The 1317-nt window shown below is 25.8% G+C and carries 1 protein-coding gene and 1 tRNA gene; both read right to left on the bottom strand.

The window, feature by feature from the left end; genetic code table 11:
- Nucleotides 1-483: 483 nt before the first annotated feature.
- Nucleotides 484-918 (bottom strand): VanZ family protein, encoded by a 435-nt coding sequence (locus tag BUB63_RS13130; RefSeq protein WP_051350731.1) that lies wholly within the window; start codon nucleotides 916-918, stop codon nucleotides 484-486.
- 305 nt (nucleotides 919-1223) lie between these two features.
- Nucleotides 1224-1297: transfer RNA gene (locus BUB63_RS13125), tRNA-Gly, on the bottom strand.
- Nucleotides 1298-1317 lie beyond the last annotated feature (20 nt).

Here is a 1317-nt window from a genome sequence, read left to right as displayed (position 1 = left end):
TATCTTATCACGTCTTTTTTATCTTGTCAACACCTTTTTTCGGTGTTTTTATTTGTTTCTGTCGCTCGCTTCAAGCGACTTTTATATATTATCATCACATAAACAACTATTCATATTTCTAGATGGTTATTATATTAAATTATATTTGTTTTTTATTATTATTTCTTTATATTTCTCTCTTTTTTTATATATGATACTCAAGGATTAGTTGTTTCTAATACATAAATTTTTATCTATGATTTCTTTTCCTGATACTATGTTAATAAACCTTATCCTGTAAAATACGACATCTTTTTATCTATATCCATATTAACTGAATCCTTTTTTGTATAAACTATCTTCATTCCAAAAGGTAATCATGATTGGTATATATTGTAAATATATGTTAAGCACTATAGATTAAACTACTTTAAATGTATTAATATTAATCTAAAAATAAAAGGATAGGTTTTAGTTTTCCTATCCTAAAATATACTTAAATATTCATTTTCTCTTTCTAATAATTTTACTTAAATATATAACCACCATACAAAATACACCACCTGATGTATCAATTAATACATCTCTAAATGCTGGACCTCTTCCTGGAACAAAACTTTGATGAAATTCATCTGACACAGCATATAAAAATGTTATAATAATTGCAAATATAGTGCTTGAAGTAAAATAGAAATCTTCCTTTAATGCATTATATAATAAAAAATACAATATAAAGTACTCTGTAAAATGTGCAGCCTTTCTAATTATAAAGTCTGCATTACCACTTAATATAGTATTAATATCTATTCCTAATGTATTTAATATGTAAACTATAAATTTATTATTTTCACTAGACTTATCTCCATTTTGACTTGAAAATAAAAAAATAACTCCCATCCAAATAAGTACAAGTCCCCACTTTTTTATTCTTCTACTCATACCATTTCTCCTTATTTATTCTTTATCATAGTATATATTTCAATAAACTATATATGATTTAATTGTTAATTTTTTATGCCTTCAAAAGCTATACAAATCTATATAAAACTATATAAACTAAGCCATCCCTTCTAAAATCTAATTTAATTGATTAATCATCAATTCTCAATTATATAAATAAAAGTATAGTTAACGTTCTACATCTTAGTATTAAGTTTTACTATATATTGAATATATGGCTATTATACTATTAAACTGAAATAAAAACAATAAAAGCCTTAGAGATTTTTCTCTAAGGCTTCTTATGGAGCGGGTGATGGGAATCGAACCCACACAACCAGCTTGGAAGGCTGGGACTCTACCATTGAGCTACACCCGCATGGTGGTGACCCCTAGGGG

Source organism: Caloramator proteoclasticus DSM 10124 (assembly GCF_900129265.1).
Classification (GTDB): domain Bacteria; phylum Bacillota; class Clostridia; order Clostridiales; family Caloramatoraceae; genus Thermobrachium; species Thermobrachium proteoclasticum.
This window is presented reverse-complemented; position numbering and strand designations above follow the sequence as displayed.

Coding starts and splice junctions, on each gene's coding strand:
- BUB63_RS13130 (WP_051350731.1), bottom strand. CDS start 918: ATGAGTAGAAGAATAAAAAAGTGGGGACTTGTACTTATTTGGATGGGA.